This is a genomic window from Portibacter lacus (genome assembly GCF_021533215.1).
Classification (GTDB): Bacteria; Bacteroidota; Bacteroidia; order Chitinophagales; family Saprospiraceae; genus Portibacter; species Portibacter lacus.
The window spans coordinates 104,485-125,442 of sequence record NZ_JAJNKA010000009.1; the positions used below are offsets into that span (position 1 = coordinate 104,485).

Sequence of the window (20,958 nt, forward strand, 5' to 3'; positions counted from 1 at the left end):
GCTAATTTCTTAAAACTTGGATAACTTTCCCTTTACCGATGGTCGAAATTAAGGAACTACAATCTCCGTTGTCATCCGTATCACACATCTTGTTTCCAAGGCAGTCATACAAGTGGCGAGCATCTGCTTTCTGAAAGATATAGAGGTATCCTAAGTCGTATTTGTATTCAAGTATTTTCTGTGGTTTGACAGCATTCACGACGTCAGGCATCCAACTATTTTTGAATACATTTTTAACAGGCTCACAGTCTTCATGTTTTTTAGGAGTCGTGTCACTAGGATCTTTCCATTCCTGAATGCACGTGATTTCCACGATTTTATCTTCTACTCCGCACTTAGAGCTCGTTTTAGTATTTTCCGAATCATAAGCTCTATAGCCGATGAGTACTACTTTCTTATCGTAAAAAGGAATGTCGACTGTAGGCATGCTAGAGGGAAGTAGCTTGGTTCCATCTTCTAATTGAAAGAGGAATTGACAGTTGGCATTGGAAGTATAATCTAGCAAAGTTGCTTTATACTGGCATGGTGTAGTATCTACATCTTGAACTTGGGCTTGAGGAGGTGTAATGACTTTAGTTGTATTACAACTTGATAATAACAAAGTAAGCACAATAGCAAGTGAAATATATGTTCTCATTTTAGATTTTAATTAATAGATCGTTAATTCTGGATTGACATCTTTTGCGTAGCGAAGTAATCCGCCCTCTAAATTAATCAAATTTGTAAATCCATGCGCAGATTTTAGGTGTTGAATTACATCTGAGCTGCGTTTTCCAGATCGGCAGTGAATAATAACTTTTTTATTTCGGTCAATGTTTTTGATATGAAGGTCAATTTCTGACTTCGGCATAAGCGATCCACCGATGTGGACAATATCATATTCATAGGGCTCTCTGACATCTATCAATTGGAATGCTGCTCCGTCTTTTCGAAGTTGCTCCATCTCTAATGGGGTAATTACTTCTATGTCAATGGGCGCGCTTATTGGATTACAAAATTGCTGATAATCAATGAGTTTTTCTATTGGTTTGCGATTAGCCCTTTTTCCAAATTTGAAAGTGCGATATTGATTATTTAAGGTATCTATAGTCAATAATTTGCCTGCTAAGATTTCTCCGATTCCAACAATAATTTTGATGGTTTCTAATGATTGGATGGATCCGACTATCCCAGGTAGAACTCCTAGAACACCGCCTTCAGAGCAATTCGGTACCAATTCTGGAGCTGGAGGCTCGGGAAAGAGATCTCTATAATTCGGTCCATCTCTGAAATTAAAAACACTTACTTGCCCTTCGAATCTAAAGATGGAACCGTAGACATAAGGTTTGTTTAGAATTACTGCAGTATCGTTTAGAAGATATCGGGTAGGGAAGTTGTCCGTTCCATCTACTATGATGTCATATGGTTCAGCTATTTCTAGGGCGTTCGAAGAATCTATCCATTTATTATGTATGATAACTTTGACTTCAGGATTTTGCTCGTGGATGAATTTTTTAGCTGTTTCAGCCTTGCTTTCACCGACTTCCGAAGTCTTATAAATAACTTGACGTTGTAGATTGCTGAAATCGATATGATCAAAATCTACGATACAGAGTTCTCCTACACCAGCTGCAGCAAGATAGATCAGGACAGGAACACCAAGTCCACCAGCACCAACTACCAGAACTTTTGCATTTTTCAACTTTACTTGACCTTCTAGTCCGATGTCAGGAAGTATGATATGTCTAGAATATCTCTGGAATTCATCCTTAGTTAATGATGCCGTCATGCTTATATAAAGATTAAGTAGTTACGAATTTAAGGGCTTTCTGTGAAATGTATGCCATTAACTAGCATTATACTTGTAAGAGTAAATAAGATATGACATTACTTTCAGCAATTGTCTGAATTGGATTTTGATTTATGGTATGGATTTAATTACTTTTTACATCTTGCAGGAAGAAATATAATCAATGAAGTTTTACAAAGATTATAAATTTTTGCTTTCCATGGTGATCGGTCTTTTCTACTTGGCCGGGCTTTTCGTAATGGATAACTGGAAAGGAACGATGAGAAATGGTGATTCTAGTGGTTACTACATTCATGCAGTTTCTGGCTTGCTTCACCAAGATGTCGGAGATTATTCGAAAACGATAGCATCTTACCTAGAACATTACCCGAAATCGGCCTATCTCCTAGATGACCCGTTCTGGATGAAGTCTACGAGTACTGGAAAGAAATATATCAAGTATTCTATTGGTGTTGCGGTGATGGAAGCCCCAGCTTTTTTTGCAGCTCACTTATATTCCATGATAAGCGGTTATTACAAAGCGGATGGTTTTAGTCCACCTTACATCTTCGCGATTAATGCAATTCAGGTCGTTTATATAGCTATTGGATTTTATCTATTGGCTTTTGTTCTGGCACAGTACTATTCGAAAAGTGTGGTTATTGCAACCTTATTATGCATCGCTCTAGGGACGAATTTATTTATTCAAGCGACTTATCTGACGATCGCACATACTTTTTTATTCTTCAATTTTTGCTGGCTAATTTACCTTAGTTTTCGGTTTTATAAAGCGCCCACTTACGGAAGGGCAGCTTTGATTGGTTTGGTGGTAGGATTAATTGCATTGATAAGAGTACCTGAAATCCTCTCCTTTTTTATTCCTTTGTTTTGGGGAGTTTATAATAAAGATACCTTGCTAAATAGGGTTGCGTTCTTCCGAAAGAATGTCAATTTTTATTTATTAGCAGCTTTAGTTACTGCGCTAGTGTTTTTCCCACAATTATATTATTGGTATTTCGTAAGTGGTGAATGGCTTTTCAATCCTTATGGTGGCGAAGGTTTTAATTTTCTAGATCCACATATCATCAAAGGTTGGTTCAGTTACAAAAACGGTTGGCTGGTCTATACACCAATTATGATTTTTAGTTTAATTGGATTATTCTTTATTAAGAACAAAGCAAGAGCGGCTTTACTTCCCCTATTACTATTCGTTGGACTTAATTCCTATGTGCACTATTCTTATTATACTTGGAATTACTTTCCGGGTATGGGTTCTCGACCGATGATAGAATCTTATCCCTTACTTGCTTTTTCGTTTGCAGCATTTCTCGCATTTGTATTCAGAAGTAAGATTACGAAGTACTTTTTTAGTGGTTTATTGGTCCTGTTTATAGGTCTTAATCTTCTGCAGTCTTGGCAATTTAGACAAGGAATTCTTTGGACCGCTAGGAGTAGCAAGGCTTTTTACTGGGAAGTTTTCGGTCAGTTGTCACCGGATCGCAATAGCCTAAGAGCATTTGATTCACAGGAATTTCAGCCAGATCTAGAACACTTGAGATTAATTAAAACTTTGTACTTGAATGATTTCGAGCAAGAGCAATATAAGAATGCCAGTAATAAATATGCGAAGAGCGGGAATCAATCATTGTTAGTCAATCAAGAATTTCCAGACACACTTCGGGTATTTAATCTAGGTGAAGAAGGAATTAAGCCTGAGGATTATATCTATTTATCAGTGCAAGCATATAGAGAACGAAAGATGGATGTGAAAGATAGAGACGGTTTAGAAAGTTTAGTCTTAAGAATATATGATGAAAATCGAAAGGAGGTAAAGTGGACTAACATAAAGATTGCCAGTCACATTGACAATGAAGAAAATAAAATAGGATCATTTCATGGAATCGAAAAATGGGACGAAGCAGGCTTTTTTATTAAAATTCCTAATGAAGCGAACGATTCATGGAGTATAGACGCACTAATCTGGAACCCCAACCAATACGAAATGTATATTGATGATTTTCAATTAAAGCAATATCGGAAAAACTAAATCTTATGAAGATAAGATGGCGAATATTTATGCAGAAAAACTAGTTCCGCATCCACATGTATCCTTAGCATTCGGATTATTAAAAACGAATCCACGATTATTAAGACCATCCATCCAGTCTATTTCTATCCCTAAAAGATAAATAGCATGAGCTTTGTCTATAATCACTTCTAATCCACCTACTTCGTAAGTTTGATCTCTATCTTTTACTTTATCGAAACCTAAAATATATGAAAATCCTGAACATCCACCACCTTTGACACCTACTCTAAGAGCATGATCAGCAGGAATATTCTGTTCAGATTTAATTCTATTTAGCTGTGCGCCTGCACTTTCTGTTATATTTATCGGTTGCGTTTGTGTTGCCGTTGTAACTTCCATATCTTTCTTTCTTACGAGTTGAACAGAAATAAGGTAAATAAAGTTCTTATCTCTACACCCAAATTTAATAATAAAAATACGATCTTGGGCAAAAATACTATAAATGGAGCACTTTTGGGAATTATTAAAATATACTCTTCCGTCACTTATACTTTTTTTGACGGTTTTCTTTCTGATGAAAAGCTATCTGAAGAATAGAATTAGCTTAGAAGCAATGAAATTGCAAGCTGGGAAAAAAAGCGAAACTTTGCCTATTAGAGTACAAGCTTATGAGCGATTAATGTTATTTTGTGAAAGGATCAATATTGAACAGTTGGTCTATAGATTACGAGAGCCGAATATGAAGGTTCGAGATTTGCAGTCAGTGTTAATGATTGCTGTTCAGCAAGAATACGAGCATAACTTATCTCAGCAGATATACGCATCAAGCAATTTGTGGAAGATTATAGAATTAGCTAAGAACGAAGTATTGAATACGATCGTAACAACAGCGGAACGATTTAATCCTGAAGATGAAGCATTATCATATAGTAATGCATTATTATCAGGAAGAAGCACCGTGCCTATTTTAGATAAAGCGAAGGAAGCTTTACGAAGCGAAGTTCAGTTACTTTTTTAAAACATTGACCTAGATATGAAAAGTATTTATTTATTGTTTTTTCCATTTCTTCTAGTTCTTAGTAGTTGCGGACAGATGATCTGGCATACTGCTGATGCGAAGTATGAGCGAATTGAAATTGGCAAAGATAAGCAGCAAAACCAGGAAATGGCGAAGCTTATTGATCCTTATAAGTCTCAGTTAGACGCTAAGATGAATATCGTTATAGGTGAGTTGGATGTTGAGCTGGTTAAGGAAAGAGTGGAATCAAGCATAGGGAATTGGTTTACAGATATTATGTTAGATGAAGCGAACCGAATAAGCACAACTAAGGTAGATTTCGCCGTTCAGAATTATGGAGGAGTTAGAAGTAATTCTATTGCGAAAGGTCCTATTACAGTAAGGACGGTATACGAAGTAATGCCATTTGAAAATATGCTTGTAGCTGTTGATTTAAGTGGGAAGGATGTTTTGAAATTGTTTGATATGATTGCTGAATATGGTGGATGGCCGATAAGCAGAGGAGTGAAGTTTGATATTAAAGAAGGAAAAGCGATCAATGTTAAAATAGATGGTAAAGATGTTGACTTAGATAAGACGTATCGAATAGCGTTAAATGATTATGTTGCAGAGGGCGGAGATAATACAAGTGTATTTGCTAATGCACCGATCTATGAGTATAACTTACTAGTAAGAGATGCTATTATTAATCACATTAAGAGAGATACAGAGGAGGGCATAGTACAGACGGCTAGAAAAGAAGGTAGAATTACTAAATTAGACTAATATGTTTCGAAGAGAGTTTTTAAGAAATACGATTATTGCTTCTACAGCAAGTGCTATGATTCCTTGGGATGTATTCAAGACCAATAAAGAGTTTAGTAATATTACGATTCTTCATACGAATGATATGCATAGTAGAATAGATCCATTTCCGATGGATGGTGGACGTAATCAGGGAATGGGAGGTGTCGTGATGCGAGCGGCTAAAATTGAAGAAATTAGAAAAGAAAGAGAGCATGTACTTTTACTAGATGCTGGTGATGTTTTTCAAGGTACACCATATTTCAATTTCTTTAATGGAGAAGTGGAGGTCAAAGCCATGTCAGAGATGAAATATGATCTTTGTACGATCGGAAATCACGATTTCGATGGAGGTATCCAGAACCTTGCGAATCAAATCGATAAGGCGACATTCCAGATGCTCAGTAGTAATTATGATTTCAGTAATACGCCACTGAAAGGTAAGACCAAAACATATAAGGTTTTTGAAAAGGACGGTATTCGAATTGGTGTATATGCGATAGGTATTAAACTGAAAGGATTGGTACCGGATGAATTGTATGGAGATACCGTTTATATGGATCCTATCAAAGAAGCTCGTAAGTATGAGCAAATATTAAAAGTGGATGAAAAGTGTGATTACGTGATTTGTTTATCACATGTAGGTTATAAATACGGAAGTGAAAAAGTTTCCGACTTGGTATTAGCAAGTAATACTTCAGAAACGGACCTTTTCATAGGAGGACATACTCATACTTTTTTAAGAGAACCAGATGTTGTTGTGAATTCAAAAGGCAACAAAGTTTTGGTTAATCAAGTCGGTTATGCCGGCATCATGTTAGGAAGAATTGACCTCGTTTTTGAAAAAAACAAGAAAGGGAAATGCACTTCTTGCCAAAACACTTGGTTAGGAAAAATTTCTTGATATAGCATTTTTAACATATATTAATAAAAAACTATGTGTAAAAAATGTATATATGAAAGGGTTAATACATGAGTTAAATTCGTATATGATTAATTTTAATATTCAATTGATAATCAGTGAATTTAATTCATAATTTTTTAGTGAAAAGCTATAGGTATTAGTTAAAAAAAACTGATATTTGTTTCCCCAGAAAAAATAAATAGTTTTATCCTCCTTATAATTAGGGAGCCGATTATCTCGCGCCAAAATGTTTAATATCTAGGTAGTAACACCCTATTCTACCCTGGGTATTGTTTTGTGTGAAATTAAATTTTTGTTAGAACCTAAAGAATTATTAGTCGAATGAGAGAAGACTTTACTACTGCTTGGAATGCGTGTACGGAATATATTAAATCTAATATAAACCCTCAGAGTTTCAAGACTTGGTTTGAGCCTATTAAGGCAGTAAAGTTAGATGGAAATGTATTAACCATTCAAGTGCCTAATAAATTTTTCTACGAATGGTTAGAAGAGAATTATATCGATCTGTTAAAAAACGGATTAAAGATCGCACTTGGTGAGAATGGTAGACTTGAATACCAGTTTATGATGGAGAATCATAGAGAAGTTGGTAAAATGTCTAAAGAGAAGAATGACGATAATTTCCAAAAAGGTTTCTCAACTGATGAAATCAAGAACCCATTTGTGATTCCAGGCATTAAGCGGGTCAAGTTTAATCCTCAGCTCAATAAGAATTATACTTTCGAGAATTATATAGAAGGAGACTGTAACCGACTTGCGAGGTCTGCTGGAAAAGCAATTGCTGATAATCCAGGTGGAACCGCTTTTAATCCACTAGTTATCTATGGAGATGTTGGGTTAGGAAAAACGCACCTTGCTCAAGCAATCGGGAATGAAGTGCTACGCAAATTTGAAAAGAAAAATATTCTTTACGTTAGTACAGAAAAATTTACCAATCAGTTAATTCAGTCTATAAAAAGTAATGCGGTTTCTGACTTCGTCAATTTTTATCAGTTGATAGATGTTTTAATCGTAGATGATATCCAGTTTCTAGCTGGAAAGACGAAGACTCAGGAAATTTTCTTCAATATTTTTAATCATCTACATCAAAGTGGAAAGCAAATTATATTGACATCCGATCGAGCTCCTAAAGATATGGAGAGCATGGAAGATCGTTTAATTTCAAGATTCAAATGGGGACTGACTGCAGATCTTCAGATTCCAGACTATGAAACGAGACTAGCGATTCTGGAAGCGAAAATGAATAAAGAAGGAATAGATCTTCCTGGTGATGTAACTGAATTTATCAGTTTCAATATCAAGAATAATATCCGGGAATTAGAAGGTGTACTGATTCAACTTATAGCTCAAGCTTCCCTGAATCAGCGTAAGATTGACCTGATGTTGGCGAAAGAAGTTATCCAAAGCTTCGTTAATCAATTGAACAAAGAAATCACAGTAGAGAATATTAAGCAATTAGTAGCAGAACACTTCCAAGTACCGATTGAGAAATTAGGAGGGAAAACAAGAAAGCGCTCGATTGTAATTGCTCGACAATTGTCTATGTACCTTGCGAAAAACTTGACTAATAAAAGTCTTAAGAATATCGGAAATAATTTCGGAGGACGAGATCATAGTACGGTTATTTATTCTTGTAAAGCGGTACAAGATTTAATGGATACAGACATTATCTTCAAAGACACAGTCGCAGAGTTAGAAAAGAAAGTACAGCTAAGTCTGTCTTAACAACAATTCAATATTACAAGTCTGGTATCTAAGGTGTTGCACCTAACGGAGTTAACTTCTTAGAAAGTCAATTTCCAATTCAATCAGGATAGCTAGTTCTAGATATACAGATTCCCAGAGCGTTTGAAAACACTATAGGAGAGATAGTTTCCTATTTCTAAGAGCCGTTGGTTTGGAACCTAAATCAGTGATCAATTTCATTTCATTTGATGATCTTTCTTTATGAAAGCTGTATTCATTAAATAATTATTAAATTTAAGGTTGATGAACACCTAAATATACAAATGGCAACAAGTTCAAAACGAAACATAAAGGAAAATTCAATAATAGACGCAGCCGAGAAAGTTTTTTCCAGACAAGGATTTGCAAATACTAAAATGGAAGATGTCGCGAAAGCACTAGGCATGTCCAAAGGAACAATATACTTCTACTTTTCGAGCAAGGAAAATCTGTACATGGCCATCACCTATCGTGCTTTTCAAGCATTGATCGATACCTTTTACGAGAGTGTTTCGGCAACGAAAGACGAAAGTGGCCTCGAAGGATTAGTTGGATTGATGAAATCATTTATTGCTTTTAGTGAGGAAAACTTTCTTTATTCGGAAGCGATGTTGGATTTTATATCATTTGTAAGATCCACAAGTGAAGGATCCTTAGATGGCAAGATTACTGATGCGATGAAGGAGTCTAGTTACTATGAACGTGTAAAAGATATTCAAAATATCCCGATTAATATTTTTCTAAAGGAAATAGAGCGAGGACGGAATGACGGAAGCATTTTGAATAAGCAAAAACCAGAGCTTATATATTTATATGCATGGGCGGGAGTTCTCGGGTTTGTAAAATTGAATTCAACATCTGGAAAGAAAACGACTATTCTTAAAGTAGAGATTTCAGATTGGAGGAATTATATTATAAGCAGCACCAGGACGCTTCTTCGAGATGCAAATGCTTAATAATGAAAGGAATTGTAACAGAAAATAAGTCAGTAAAATTCGATTCTTTTGATATCCCCAAATATTCTCCATCACAATGCTTGGTTGAAATCCATTATGCGGGTATTAATAGAGCGGATTTATTGCAGAAAGCAGGACTTTATCCACCGCCTCCCGGCGAATCGGATATCCTGGGTTTAGAATTTTCTGGCGTGATTAAGGAAGTTGGTAGCGAAGTGAATCATTTGAAAGCAGGTGATGCTGTTTGTACAATAGTCGCAAGTGGAGCATATGCAGAATATGTTGCTGTAGAAGCTGCACATTTAATCAAAGTACCTGAAAATTTGTCATTAGAAACGGTGGCAGCAATGCCAGAAGCCTTTATTACCGCTTATCAATCACTTGTTTTTATTGCGAATATTAAGGAAGGAGAGAAGGTGTTAATTCATGCGGGAGCTAGTGGAGTAGGGGCGGCTGCCATTCAGATGGCTAAGAACTTAGGTGCCCATGTAATCTGTACTTCATCCGCAGGGAAGCATGAGTTTTGCTATGAATTAGGTGCTGATCAATGTGTTAATTACAAGGAGGAGGCATTCGAAGAAGTGCTTTCGAATATGGATATGGTACTGGACTTGATCGGTGGATCTTACTTTAAGAAAAATCTAGCGGTCTTAGGAATGGATGGTCGAATGGTGATGTTAGGTTTTTTGGGCGGGGTCAATGTGGACACGGTGAATATTGCCAGCATTGTCGGTAAACGATTGAATATCCAGGGTTCTACTTTAAGAGCTAGATCTAAGGAATATAAGACAAATTTGATCGGCAGATTCAGCGATGAATTTATAAAGGATAATTATTTCCCTTTCCAGACCAATGTTGATCGGGTATTTGAATGGGAAGAAGTAGAATCAGCGCATACTTTTATGCAAGAAAATAAGAATAAAGGTAAAATATTACTTAAGATAAAGTAGCAGCCGTTTGGTTGTTGTAATAATGCACTAAGCCATGAAGAAGTTGTTAAAAGAAATCAGTTCATGTAGGCTCTGTGCTGAACAGCTACAGTTAGGTCCTAGACCAGTCGCCACTGCACATCATAAAAGCAAAATTGTTATCATAGGACAAGCACCTGGCTTAAAGGTGCATCAATCAGGTGTGCCATGGGATGATAAAAGCGGAGAAAACTTAAGAAAGTGGATGGGAGTGGACAAGGAAGCGTTCTATAAGGAAGAAGATTTTGCAATTATTCCAATGGGTTTTTGTTATCCAGGGAGAGGGAAGACTGGTGATTTGCCACCGATGAAGATTTGTGCTCCGCAGTGGCATGGACCACTGTTTGATATGATGAAGGATGTCAAGTTGGTATTATTAATCGGAAAATATGCCCAAGATTACTACTTAGAAAATTCCTATCGGACACTAACAAAGAATGTGAAAAACTACGAAGATTTCCTTCCTAGGTTTTTTGTTTTACCGCATCCAAGTCCGCGAAATAATATCTGGCAAGCGAAGAATGAGTGGTTTCAGCATCAGGTATTGCCGGCGTTGAAAATGGAAGTGAGTGGGATATTGAATTATTAATGCTCACATGAAGACGCTTCATTTTCTTGCCTCCCTCATTTCCGTTCTTAAAAGCGACACATTGAATTCAGGCTAAAAAAAACAACAAGTCGAAACCACGCTTTATACATCAGGTCGAATCAGATTATTTTAAAACCTAACACTTCTTTGCTTGCACACATGACTTTACTAAAAGTGTCAGGTTAAATAAAAAAAAGATGCCCAACTTCCCGTTGAGCATCTTTTCTAATTTCAGTTTCTATATTCTGATTGACACAAAAAAGTATCAATCTTCCTACATCATTTCATAAATTCCAGCAATACCTTGACCACCACCTATACAAGCAGTAACCATTCCGTATTTCTGGTCTCTTCTTTTCATTTCATTAAACAGCTGAGTTGATAATTTTGCACCAGTACATCCAAGTGGGTGTCCTAATGCTATCGCTCCACCATTAACATTTACGATATCTGGATTTAATCCAGCTTCTCTAATAACTGCTAAAGATTGTGCAGCAAAGGCTTCATTTAATTCTATTAATTCGATATCATCCAGTTTCATTCCAGCTTGGCTTAGCGCTTTTGGAATGGCTGCGCATGGTCCGATACCCATATACAATGGATCTACACCCGCCACTGAACAAGAAGCTAATCTTGCGATCGGCTCTAAATTCAATTCTTTCACCATCGCCTCGCTCATTACTAATGTAAATGACGCTCCATCTGATGTCTGAGATGAATTACCTGCCGTTACACTTCCGCCATTAGCGAATACAGGTCTTAATTTACTAAGTGCTTCCACTGTCGTAGACCTTCTCACGCCTTCATCAACTTTAAAAGTGTAATCACGCGTTTTGCGTTGATCGTCCTCCACATAAACTTGGTGAATATCAATTGGTACGATTTCACTTTCGAAAAATCCTTTATCAATTGCATTCGCAGCTTTCACATGTGACTGATAAGAAAATTCATCCTGATCTTCCCTGCTTACGCCATATTTATTCGCAACCGCCTCTGCAGTTAATCCCATGCCGATAAGGTAATTCGGCTGCTCGACTGCTACTTTGTAACTTGGTGCTAATTTGTATCCAGTCATCGGAATTGCACTCATGCTTTCCGTTCCTCCTGCTATAAAACATTCTCCCATTCCTCCTCTAACCTTTGCAACGGCCATTGCAATTGCTTCTAATCCTGATCCACAATATCTATTAATTACGATACCTGGAACACTCTTTCCTAATGCTCTAGCAGAAATTTGTCTACCGATCTGTAGTCCTTGCTCACCTTCTGGATTAGCACAGCCTACGATGACATCATCTACACGACTTGGATCCAAATCTGGAACTTGCGCCATTAGATGATTAATAACATCAACTGCTAAGTCATCTGATCTATAAAAACGTAATGCGCCTCTCCCTGCTTTGCCTATGGCTGATCTATATGCTTTAACTATATATGCTTCCATTTTTTTTAATTTTTTTTGTCAATTTATTAATTTCTCAATGGCTTGTTTTTCTCAAGCATATGTTGAATTCGCTCTAGGGTTTTTTGTTCCCCAGCTAAACTTAAAAAGGCCTCTCTTTCAATGTCCAATAAATATTGTTCCGACACCAATGATTGCTCTGATAAATCTCCTCCACATAGAACATAAGCAACTTTCTGAGCAATTTTCACATCGTGATCAGAAGCATAATGCCCTAATTTTAACGAATGAGCAGCTGCATATAAAGTAGCCATTCCGCCTTGACCTAAGACCTTAATATCTTTTCGTTGAATAGGTGCAGTATAACCATCCGCTAAGTAAAGTACTTTCTGTTTTGCTTCAGCAATATTTCGCTTCACATTCATCACCACTTCATCTCTGCCTTTGATTAAATATCCTAAGTTATAGGCTTCTTGAGCTGATGTTGCAACCGCTGCTGTCGCAATGGTTTTGAAATTTTCAATTAACGTTGGCATCTGTACATCTCCTTCGAAGAATGAATCTGAAGTTCTAAGCGCGAACTCCTTCGTTCCACCACCACCAGGAATTAATCCAACTCCTACTTCCACTAGACCTATATATGATTCTGCAGCAACCGCTCCTGCGTCGCAATGCATTAGCGTTTCACAACCGCCACCGAAGACATATCCTTGAGTTGCCGCAACCACGGGTATGCTAGAATATCGGCATCTCATCGTGGTATCTTGGAAAAGCTTAACGGCCTGATTTAACTCATCGAATTGCTGCTGGAAAGCAAACATTCCGATCAACATCAAATTGGCACCGACAGAAAAATTCTGATCGTTATTCCCGATTACAAGACCTTTCCATCCATCTTCCTCCGCAATTCTGATAGATTCCTGCATTCCTCTCAGAATACCTTCACCGATAGAATTCATTTTACTTGTAAATTCTAAGCATAAGACACCGTCACCTATATCGTGAAGGGTCATCTCGTCATTTTTATATACAGGTGCTTTCTCTCTGTGATCATCTAAGTATATAAATGCCTCAGCTCCTGGTAACGCTTCGTATGCTTTCGTTGCTGGATTGTAACAAGTTCTAATTCCATCTTTAGAAGAGTAGAAAGTCTTGAATCCGGCTGCGTGCATTTCTTTTACCCAGTCAGCGATTACTTCGCCTTGAGCTTCTGCATCTTTGATACCATTTTCTAAACCGATGATGTCCCAGTTTTCAAATGGTCCTAATTCCCAAGCGAATCCAGCTGTCATCGCGTAGTCGATATTGTAGATAGCATCAGTGATTTCTGGATATCTTAAAGAAGCGTAACTAAACATAGATGCGAAACTCCTTCTTATGAATTCTCCACCTTTATCATCAGACTTATAAATTGCTTTGATTCTTTTATCGAGCTGGTCGATTTGCTTAGCAACGCCTAATGAAGGAAGTTTCGGAGCTTTTGTTGGTTCGTACTCATTTGTTTCCAAGTTTAATCCTAGAATGATAGGTCTGCCACTATCGTCTCTCTTTCCAGTTTTCTTATAGAATCCATGTCCAGTTTTATTTCCTAGAAATTTATTCTCGATCAAGTGATCAAAAAATCCAGGTAGCTGAACTTCCTGTACATCTTTATCATCAGGGCAGTTGGCTTTAAGTCCTTTGATCACTTTGTCCATGACATCAAGACCCACCAAGTCTCCTAGTCTGTAAGATCCTGTCTTAGGTCTTCCTATCGCAGGTCCTGTAAGTTTATCTACTTCTGTGATGTCGAGTCCCATTTCTTTCGTGAGCTCCATGCCTTTCGCCATCAGATATACCCCAACTCTATTCGCTATAAATGCAGGTGTATCTTTACAAAGTACCGTTTGTTTTCCAAGCTGACGATCTCCATATTCCATAAAGAAATCAATCACCGCTTGATCTGTGTCAGGCGTAGGGATGATTTCTAATAGTCTTAAATATCTTGGTGGATTAAAGAAGTGTGTGCCAAGAAAATGCTTTTTGAAATCCTCAGATCTGCCTTCTGACATCATGTGAATAGGAATTCCAGATGTATTCGAACTAACAAGCGAACCTTGTTTTCTATATTTTTCTACTTTTTCAAATATTTGCTTCTTAATATCAAGGCGCTCTATAACTACCTCGATAATCCAATCACAATCTGCTATTTTATCAAAATCGTCATCAAAGTTACCTGTGGTAATTCTACTAACTAATTTCTTTTCATAAAATGGGGCAGGCTTTGATTTGGTTGCTGCTTTAAGAGCACCATTCACAATACTATTACGAACGGCCTTTACATTTTTTTGTTCTTCAGGAAGATTGAATGGAACAATATCCAGCATCAATACTTCTAATCCAATATTCGCAAGGTGCGCGGCAATTCCAGAACCCATTACTCCGGATCCTAAGACTGCAACTTTTCTTATTTGGTACATATGTGTATATTTTTTTGACTTTGAGTCAAATTTATAAATTTGATTTCTTTAATCCTAATATAAAAGGAATAAATGGGTTTAATGTTTAAAGAACTAAGTTTAATGTTTGGGAATTGTTCTGAAGGGCAAAATGATTTGGATTTGCGAATTTGGATTTGTGATTTTCGATTGCTGGCTAATAGGACGGTTAACCTAGGTAAGGAAAAGATCTTACATCGCTATGAGCGCTGTCAGATCAGCAGACTGAATAGGATTTTGTCTGATGTTAGCGCTTTCCGCGATGACATCAGTTGGGTAGGAAAAGATCTTACATCGCTATGAGCGCTGTCAGATCAGCAGACTGAATAGGAATTTGTCTGATGTTAGCGTTTTCCGCGATGACATCAGTTGGGTAGGAAAAGATCCTACATCGCTATGAGCGCTGTTAGATCAGCAGACTGAATAGGAGTTTATCTGATGTTAGCGCTTTCCGCGATGACATCAGTTGGGTAGGAAAAGATCCTACATCGCTATGAGCGCTGTCAGATCGAAATGAGAATATAGATCGACATTAAAACATTGACCTAAAAAAAAGAGAAAATTGCTTAGGAAACCAGACTAGATAACGTCTAGTGCATACACTAACGAAGTCAATATAAATGGCAACATCACCCAAAACCAAGCTGGCTTTAGGAAAAGAAATCCAAAACATATAACTGTTGATACTAAAAAGATTAACCAGTATAATCCTTTTGAACGTTTTTTCGACTGTGTATCTGCCATAATTAAATTAATTTGCTGCAAACATATCACTTTTGCAACAAAAATCAATCTCATATCGTCTAATATTTGAAAACTTATTTTCAATACTTACGTCGTGTAGAAGATAATTAAAGTATGGTAAGCCTTTACATTGGTTATAAATCAATGTACTTTTAGTAAAATTTTAATCTATTCTAATGAATCCAGACAACATTAATCCTAAGCGGGATGCATTTCTCGATAAGATGAGAAAAAAATTTAACGTAAAGGATCCGATTCTAAATTTTACCACAGCATCAACTAGGAATCCAGAAAAGCCTACTTTCGATCCTAAGAAAATGTCCTTAGATAATTATCAAGGTCCATGGGAAAAGGAACAGATCACACATTTAATTAGAAGATTAAAATTCGGCTTAACGAAGCAAGACTTGACGGACTTTTCAGCAATGACGATGGAAGAAGCAGTGGATACACTACTTACGGAAGGACCACAGCATGATCCACCAGTCAATGACTACAATGATGGTGGAGAAATCAATGATCCAGATGTGGAATTTGGGAAAACATGGGTGAATAAAGTTGGGCCTACTGATTATGATGGTGAGCGACTGATGTCATTAAAAAGATATTGGTTGGATAATATATTAAATCAAGGTCATAGTATAACTGAAAAGATGCTTTTATTCTGGCACAATCACTTAGTGACACAATGGTGGGGAGTTTTTTATGGAAAGGCATCTTACGATTATTTAGAATTGTTGAGGAAGTTTCACATGGGTGATATCAAGGAGTTAGTTAAGCAAATGACAATAGATGTTTCGATGTTGTATTACCTGAATGGGGCTTCGAGTTATAAGGATGCGCCGGATGAGAATTATGCAAGAGAACTTCAGGAATTGTTTACCATCGGAAAAGGACCGAATGCGAATTATACAGAAGGCGATGTTAGAATGGCGGCGAAAGTATTAACTGGATGGACGGTAACCTGGCCAGGAAGAGCATTTGCTTACGAAGAATGGCGACATGATGAGACTGATAAACAGTTTTCTGAGTTTTATGGAAATAGGGTTATCGCAGGGCGAGGTGGCCAAGAGGGCAAAGAAGAGTTGGATGACTTAATAGACATGATTTTCGATAACAATGAATGTGCATTGTTTCTATGTCGGAAAATATATAGCTTCTTTGTCTATCCAGAAATAGATGCAGATGTAGAAGAGAAGATTATCGTTCCACTTGCTAATTTGCTTAGAGAAAGTAATTATGTCGTGAAACCGGTTTTAGATAAATTATTCAAGAGTGAGCATTTCTACGATCTGAATGTGAAAGGTTCAGTGATAAAAGATCCGGTCAATCACTTGTTAGGATTGTGGAGGACTTTAGATCCGCCGGTTCCAAGTAATTTTAGTGCATTAGATAAAGCTGAAATGAAAACAGCAATGATCTGGTCCATGCATAATATAGGAATGCAAATAGGTGATCCACCGAATGTGGCGGGATGGCAGGCTTATTACCAAGCTCCGAATTTTGATAAGGGTTGGATAACAACGAATACGATAACTGGAAGAGGACTTCATACGGATTCATTAGTTTATTGGGGTTTTTGGAATCCGAAAGAGCCTATACCAGCAGATTTCATAAAGTTTGCAGAAACTTTAGATTCACCAGAAGATCCTAATCAACTAATCGATCAGATAACACTTTTACTTTTCGGGTTAGATATTAATGAGGCATCGAAAGGGCGTTTGAAAAGCGTATTACTATCTGGACAATCAGAGGATTATTACTGGACGAACGCTTGGTTTGAATACCAAAATAATCCTACAGAAGATAGTCGTAGAATTATAGAAGATCGACTTAAATGGATGATGCAACGGGTGTTGCAGTATGCAGAATACCAATTAATGTAAACCAGCACAAGAAGCTTAAAAATTGAAAAAATGAAAAGAAGAAATTTTCTGAAATATACGAGTGCTGGTGTTGTTATTCCGTCTCTTGCAGGTGGAATAGGAGCTAAGGCACTAGGTTTTACGCCATTAACTTCTGCGCTTGCTGCAACTCCTATGAATGATAAGGTGGTTGTTATGATTTATCTAGCAGGAGGTAATGACGGATTGAATACCGTTGTTCCTCTAGATCAGCTAAGTAAACTAAACAATGCTAGACCACACGTTATCATGCCAGATAGTAGTTTGTTAAAATTAGATGGGACTAATGTTGCTTTGCACCCAGCAATGGCTGGGTTTAAGGATTTGTTTGATGAAGATAGATTACAAATTATTCAAAGTGTCGGTTATCCTAATCAAGATTTTTCTCACTTTAGGTCGGCCGATATATGGATGAGTGGATCTGATGCAGATGTGGTGATTTCTAACGGTGTTCCAGGGCGATATTTGAATTATGAATATCCGAATTACCCTGCGGATTATCCGAATGATGAAATGACAGATCCATTAGCAATAGAACTTGGATGGAGTGGGAGTATGATTTTTCAAGGTCAGACGAACTCCATGGGAATGGTGATTAATAGTGCAGATGATTTTTACAATTTGATCCAAGAAGAAGTAGAACCAGCACCAGATACAAATGCAGGAGAGAGAATAGAATACATTAGGCTGATTGCTCAGCAATCACAAGTCTATGGAAAGGTGGTGAAAGAGGCTGCAGCGAAGGTAACTTCTCAAGGTAGTTATCCAGAATCAGACTTAGCGCAGCAACTTAAGGTTGTCGCTCGATTAATAGCCGGTGGATTAAAGACCAAAATGTACATGGTAACATTAGATGGTTTTGATACTCATGATTATCAAGTAGAAAACAGTGATAAGACCCAAGGTCCGCATGCAGAATTGCTTAGAGAACTTTCTGAAGGAGTCTCCGCATTCATGAAAGATTGTGATGGATTGGGCGTTTCTGACCGCGTTATGGGAATGACATTTTCTGAATTCGGAAGAAGAATTATTTCGAATGCATCAGGTGGGACGGATCACGGGGCGGCAGCACCTCAATTCTTATTTGGTAATCACGTAGCAAGTGGTGTATTAGGCGAGAATCCAGATATTCCTAACAACCCTATGTATGATGATAACCTTGAAATGCAGTATGATTTCAGACAAGTATATGCATCCATATTTGAACAGTGGCTATGTCTAGAATCAGGTGATAGAAGTGGAATATTGCTTAATGATTTCGATACGTTACCGATAACGAGTACTGCAATATGCTCACCATCAGGGACACATGAGATCAATCAGAAAGCCGGAAAATCGCTTATCGAAGTATCACCGAATCCGGTTTCGGGTGTTGCAAAGATTAAATTCGTTTCTACAGGCTCTCCATTGATTGTTAGATTATACGATGTAAGAGGTAGTCAAGTAGGTGAGTTGTTAAGGGGCAGTTATCCGTCGGGTAAGCACTCGTTCATTTGGGATTCATCAGTGATTCCTGCGGGGAATTATTTCGTTAGAATTACAGGTGCAAATTTCGACCAAAGTAAGAAGTTAGTGAAGATCTAAGTAATGAAATTTTAAAGGGAGGCAAATCTATTGATGTTATCTTTTGATAATTCACCAAGACTTATGGTTACAGGGAACAGAAAGGAGTATTTTTTAGGTCAATGTTTTAGGTATCTGTTACAAAAAAAAAGCTTCTTAACTTTACAAGGATAGGATGATTTAGGTTCCGAGTTTTTTTAAAAATCTAAAATGGGATAATATTGCCTTGTGGATAGGTAATTCATTGTATGCAAGTCCATGCTTTAAGGCTATTTTTTTAATGGAAGGGGAAATTTCAGCATACAAGGTATGTTGCATATTAGGGAAAAGGTGATGAGCAGAATGAGCATTGAACCCACCAAAGATCCAATTGGCTACTTTGCTTTTTGGATGGTAATCCATTGATACAGCTAGTTGATGTTGGTGATAGTCAAATGGTAAAGTCCCATTTTCATTGGCAATCGGAAAGACGGTCTCCATGGTCAAGTGAGAAATGATCAATGTGAGCACAAAGAAAATTGAAATGAAAAAATGCATGCAGAAAAAAGCTATTAATATTTGACCTAATGATGCTTCAGTAAAAAGATATGGTAATCCTATCAATAAGAAAAAGTACCCCAATTTCAAGAGTATAACTTCAATCTTGAAAGAAGTAGTGTATGTTAAATCGGTCATATTCGCAACACGCGTTTTTTTCAAGTACACAAAGTCTTTAATTAAAATCCAGTGAAGTGTATAAAGACAATAAATAAACGGGGCATACAAGTGCTGGAATTTATGCATTTTCTTCAGTTTGTGCTGCTTGGAAAGTCTTATAAATGGATTGTCATCTATATCTGCATCACAACCATCCACATTAGGGAAAAGGTGATGAGAACGGATATGACGTTTTTTCCATAATGTAGCGTTAACACCTTGAAGATTAAATACCATATAGTGTAAAATAACATTGAATATTTTTTTATCAAACAGGACTTCATGTGTAGCATCATGTGAAGCATTAAAAGCAAATAGAATCCCCGAAAGACCAAAGAAGCAGTAGGCTATGATTAAGGTGTATTGATTCGTGTAAACTGCTGGAGAGAAGATAGAGATAAAAAATAATATGTATATGAAAGCATAGAAGAGCAATTTTACCTTGATGAGTGTTTTTGCTTTTTGGATTATTTTAGGGTTCAGTATTTTCGTAACTTCTTCATGTAATTCCATAAAGAAGGTGGAGTTAGATCTCTTAAATTTGATTGCGCTTGATTTACTTTCCATGCTTATTTATAAATCTAAATTCTCGATTGTTAACAATGCTTTTTGAAGAATTTATTTAAGACATTTTGAGTGTTTAACAATTCAAGGTATTGTTCCCTTTAAAAATACACAATAGCATCCTATTTTTTCAGAATTCTTTTTCATTGGTGAATTGTATTTGGTAGTAAACTCAAATGAATTGATATTTTAATAATTGTCTTAATTCTATATTTGCGAAGTTTTTCATAAAGAATACATCATATAGTTTTACGTGATTTTAGCAATTGCTAAAAAAATAATAAACTGTATCTAACATTGGTTGGTGGGTGAGCATTTGGAAATAAGATGGAATGGATTATTGATGCAATAGATTCCACTTTTACCAAGTTTCAGTCAAGTGGACATGATGTTAAGTTAATCAGTACGGTTCTTCGAATGAATCTGCTAAGGAACTGGAGGATAAGCTTATGTAATAATTACTCCTGTAAAGTTTATCCAATTATCTATACACGTAAATTGAAAGCGTATATAAAAAGCATTTTGTTATACATGCGGAAAAGCAAAAGTGTCTTTTTCAAATCTATCCAAATTGTATAAATCAAAATACTCAAGAACAATTTCTTCTTCCCCTAGAAACAAAGTAGATGGCATGTGTTAAAGAATTATTTTCTATTAAAGGTTGGGTCTATTCATATTTAGGTCAATTTTGAAGCTTCTTCTCGAAATATATGTTGGAATACGCTTTGGAATAGTTATACAATTCTGAAATTTCACATATCAGGCGAATAAAAAGAGTAGTTTTTAGCTATTTTTTATATAAATGATAATATTTCTTTGTAAAAAATTTGACTCAGAGTCAAAAAAT

16 protein-coding genes are annotated in these 20,958 nt (G+C 36.7%); 10 read left to right on the forward strand and 6 right to left on the reverse strand.

Going from position 1 to position 20,958, the window contains the following annotated elements; genetic code table 11:
* Position 1: 1 nt before the first annotated feature.
* Together L2586_RS15865 and moeB are read right to left on the reverse strand one after the other, a co-directional pair.
* A complete protein-coding gene (locus L2586_RS15865; protein WP_235293910.1) occupies positions 2-637 on the reverse strand; it encodes a hypothetical protein in 636 nt (211 codons plus the stop codon).
* A gap of 12 nt (positions 638-649) precedes the next feature.
* Complete coding sequence (gene moeB, locus L2586_RS15870; protein WP_235293911.1) at positions 650-1,768, reverse strand: molybdopterin-synthase adenylyltransferase MoeB; 1,119 nt, start codon at positions 1,766-1,768, stop codon at positions 650-652.
* A 184-nt stretch (positions 1,769-1,952) separates the two neighbouring features.
* On the opposite strand from moeB, the gene L2586_RS15875 reads away from it, so the two are divergent.
* Positions 1,953-3,815 (forward strand): hypothetical protein, encoded by a 1,863-nt coding sequence (locus tag L2586_RS15875; protein WP_235293912.1) that lies wholly within the window; start codon positions 1,953-1,955, stop codon positions 3,813-3,815.
* 27 nt (positions 3,816-3,842) lie between these two features.
* On the opposite strand, the gene L2586_RS15880 is transcribed toward L2586_RS15875, so the two are convergent.
* On the reverse strand, positions 3,843-4,196 hold the full coding sequence (locus L2586_RS15880) for a HesB/IscA family protein (protein WP_235293913.1): 354 nt from the start codon (positions 4,194-4,196) through the stop codon (positions 3,843-3,845).
* Positions 4,197-4,299: 103 nt separating this feature from the next.
* Between L2586_RS15880 and L2586_RS15885 the strand changes: the two genes are divergently transcribed.
* The 7 genes from L2586_RS15885 (at position 4,300) to L2586_RS15915 (ending at position 10,761) form a co-directional block, all read left to right on the forward strand.
* Positions 4,300-4,815 carry a DUF7935 family protein gene (locus L2586_RS15885; protein ID WP_235293914.1) on the forward strand — a complete coding sequence of 172 codons (516 nt, stop codon included), beginning with the start codon at positions 4,300-4,302 and terminating at the stop codon, positions 4,813-4,815.
* Positions 4,816-4,830: 15 nt separating this feature from the next.
* Complete coding sequence (locus L2586_RS15890; protein WP_235293915.1) at positions 4,831-5,580, forward strand: 5'-nucleotidase C-terminal domain-containing protein; 750 nt, start codon at positions 4,831-4,833, stop codon at positions 5,578-5,580.
* 1 nt (position 5,581) lies between these two features.
* Positions 5,582-6,502: a bifunctional metallophosphatase/5'-nucleotidase gene (locus L2586_RS15895; RefSeq protein WP_235293916.1), complete on the forward strand. Its 921-nt coding sequence runs from the start codon at positions 5,582-5,584 to the stop codon at positions 6,500-6,502.
* Positions 6,503-6,844: 342 nt separating this feature from the next.
* Complete coding sequence (dnaA, locus tag L2586_RS15900) at positions 6,845-8,248, forward strand: chromosomal replication initiator protein DnaA (protein ID WP_235293917.1); 1,404 nt, start codon at positions 6,845-6,847, stop codon at positions 8,246-8,248.
* A 284-nt stretch (positions 8,249-8,532) separates the two neighbouring features.
* Positions 8,533-9,204, forward strand: coding sequence for a TetR/AcrR family transcriptional regulator (locus tag L2586_RS15905; protein WP_235293918.1), 672 nt, complete (start codon positions 8,533-8,535; stop codon positions 9,202-9,204).
* Between the two features lie 2 nt (positions 9,205-9,206).
* The gene (locus L2586_RS15910) at positions 9,207-10,154 is read left to right on the forward strand and encodes an NAD(P)H-quinone oxidoreductase (protein ID WP_235293919.1); all 948 of its coding nucleotides are present in this window, start codon (positions 9,207-9,209) and stop codon (positions 10,152-10,154) included.
* Positions 10,155-10,188: 34 nt separating this feature from the next.
* On the forward strand, positions 10,189-10,761 hold the full coding sequence (locus tag L2586_RS15915; protein ID WP_235293920.1) for a uracil-DNA glycosylase family protein: 573 nt from the start codon (positions 10,189-10,191) through the stop codon (positions 10,759-10,761).
* A gap of 274 nt (positions 10,762-11,035) precedes the next feature.
* Here L2586_RS15915 and L2586_RS15920 read toward each other — a convergent pair whose 3' ends face one another.
* On the reverse strand, positions 11,036-12,205 hold the full coding sequence (locus L2586_RS15920; RefSeq protein ID WP_235293921.1) for a thiolase family protein: 1,170 nt from the start codon (positions 12,203-12,205) through the stop codon (positions 11,036-11,038).
* 26 nt (positions 12,206-12,231) lie between these two features.
* On the reverse strand, positions 12,232-14,622 hold the full coding sequence (locus L2586_RS15925; RefSeq protein ID WP_235293922.1) for a 3-hydroxyacyl-CoA dehydrogenase/enoyl-CoA hydratase family protein: 2,391 nt from the start codon (positions 14,620-14,622) through the stop codon (positions 12,232-12,234).
* A gap of 938 nt (positions 14,623-15,560) precedes the next feature.
* On the opposite strand from L2586_RS15925, the gene L2586_RS15930 reads away from it, so the two are divergent.
* On the forward strand, positions 15,561-17,270 hold the full coding sequence (locus tag L2586_RS15930) for a DUF1800 domain-containing protein (RefSeq protein WP_235293923.1): 1,710 nt from the start codon (positions 15,561-15,563) through the stop codon (positions 17,268-17,270).
* Between the two features lie 30 nt (positions 17,271-17,300).
* Positions 17,301-18,872, forward strand: coding sequence for a DUF1501 domain-containing protein (locus tag L2586_RS15935; RefSeq protein ID WP_235293924.1), 1,572 nt, complete (start codon positions 17,301-17,303; stop codon positions 18,870-18,872).
* 159 nt (positions 18,873-19,031) lie between these two features.
* Here L2586_RS15935 and L2586_RS15940 read toward each other — a convergent pair whose 3' ends face one another.
* Positions 19,032-20,114: a fatty acid desaturase family protein gene (locus L2586_RS15940; RefSeq protein ID WP_235293925.1), complete on the reverse strand. Its 1,083-nt coding sequence runs from the start codon at positions 20,112-20,114 to the stop codon at positions 19,032-19,034.
* Positions 20,115-20,958 lie beyond the last annotated feature (844 nt).

What these genes read in the sequence shown, in the direction of transcription:
- L2586_RS15905 (WP_235293918.1), top strand. Translation starts at nt 8,533, where the DNA reads ATGGCAACAAGTTCAAAACGAAACATAAAGGAAAATTCAATAATAGAC.
- L2586_RS15890 (WP_235293915.1), top strand. Translation starts at nt 4,831, where the DNA reads ATGAAAAGTATTTATTTATTGTTTTTTCCATTTCTTCTAGTTCTTAGT.
- moeB (WP_235293911.1), bottom strand. Translation starts at nt 1,768, where the DNA reads ATGACGGCATCATTAACTAAGGATGAATTCCAGAGATATTCTAGACAT.
- L2586_RS15925 (WP_235293922.1), bottom strand. Translation starts at nt 14,622, where the DNA reads ATGTACCAAATAAGAAAAGTTGCAGTCTTAGGATCCGGAGTAATGGGT.
- L2586_RS15915 (WP_235293920.1), top strand. Translation starts at nt 10,189, where the DNA reads ATGAAGAAGTTGTTAAAAGAAATCAGTTCATGTAGGCTCTGTGCTGAA.
- L2586_RS15935 (WP_235293924.1), top strand. Translation starts at nt 17,301, where the DNA reads ATGAAAAGAAGAAATTTTCTGAAATATACGAGTGCTGGTGTTGTTATT.
- L2586_RS15865 (WP_235293910.1), bottom strand. Translation starts at nt 637, where the DNA reads ATGAGAACATATATTTCACTTGCTATTGTGCTTACTTTGTTATTATCA.
- L2586_RS15910 (WP_235293919.1), top strand. Translation starts at nt 9,207, where the DNA reads ATGAAAGGAATTGTAACAGAAAATAAGTCAGTAAAATTCGATTCTTTT.
- L2586_RS15875 (WP_235293912.1), top strand. Translation starts at nt 1,953, where the DNA reads ATGAAGTTTTACAAAGATTATAAATTTTTGCTTTCCATGGTGATCGGT.
- dnaA (WP_235293917.1), top strand. Translation starts at nt 6,845, where the DNA reads ATGAGAGAAGACTTTACTACTGCTTGGAATGCGTGTACGGAATATATT.
- L2586_RS15885 (WP_235293914.1), top strand. Translation starts at nt 4,300, where the DNA reads ATGGAGCACTTTTGGGAATTATTAAAATATACTCTTCCGTCACTTATA.
- L2586_RS15895 (WP_235293916.1), top strand. Translation starts at nt 5,582, where the DNA reads ATGTTTCGAAGAGAGTTTTTAAGAAATACGATTATTGCTTCTACAGCA.
- L2586_RS15930 (WP_235293923.1), top strand. Translation starts at nt 15,561, where the DNA reads ATGAATCCAGACAACATTAATCCTAAGCGGGATGCATTTCTCGATAAG.
- L2586_RS15920 (WP_235293921.1), bottom strand. Translation starts at nt 12,205, where the DNA reads ATGGAAGCATATATAGTTAAAGCATATAGATCAGCCATAGGCAAAGCA.
- L2586_RS15940 (WP_235293925.1), bottom strand. Translation starts at nt 20,114, where the DNA reads ATGGAAAGTAAATCAAGCGCAATCAAATTTAAGAGATCTAACTCCACC.
- L2586_RS15880 (WP_235293913.1), bottom strand. Translation starts at nt 4,196, where the DNA reads ATGGAAGTTACAACGGCAACACAAACGCAACCGATAAATATAACAGAA.